At 35.4% G+C, this 373-nt stretch carries 1 protein-coding gene; it reads left to right on the forward strand.

From position 1 onward, the window contains the following. Positions 1-337 (forward strand): hypothetical protein (locus H4O21_RS28015; protein WP_220495846.1); only part of this gene is annotated, 337 nt, incomplete at its 5' end. Positions 338-373 lie beyond the last annotated feature (36 nt).

A 373-nucleotide genomic window follows, 5' to 3' on the forward strand; every position in this document is an offset into this window, starting at 1 on the left:
TCAAAGTGTTGCAAAAGACATAGATAGCACGTTTATTCAATTTCATTTCTGTATCAAAGGAGGTACTAAATTCGTTTTTAACCAAGGCCGTTATAGTTTGGATATACATGAGGAAAATTCGTTGCTGTTGTATAACCCACAACGCGAATTACCGATAGATCTTCAAGTTGAACCCAATTCTTGGATAGTGTCTATTTTAATATCCATTAAAAAATTCCATGGTTTATTTTCTCAGGAAGCCGACTATATCTCATTCTTAAATTCTGAAAATAAGGACAAAAAATATTATAAAGATGGTGTGATTTCACCTGCAGGTGTGGAGTTATCCGATGCATGATCCTGTGATGATGGACCGTGGATTTCTGGCAGATAG

The organism is Oceanospirillum sediminis, from assembly GCF_014164585.1.
In the GTDB taxonomy this organism is placed as follows: domain Bacteria; phylum Pseudomonadota; class Gammaproteobacteria; order Pseudomonadales; family Halomonadaceae; genus Oceanospirillum; species Oceanospirillum sediminis.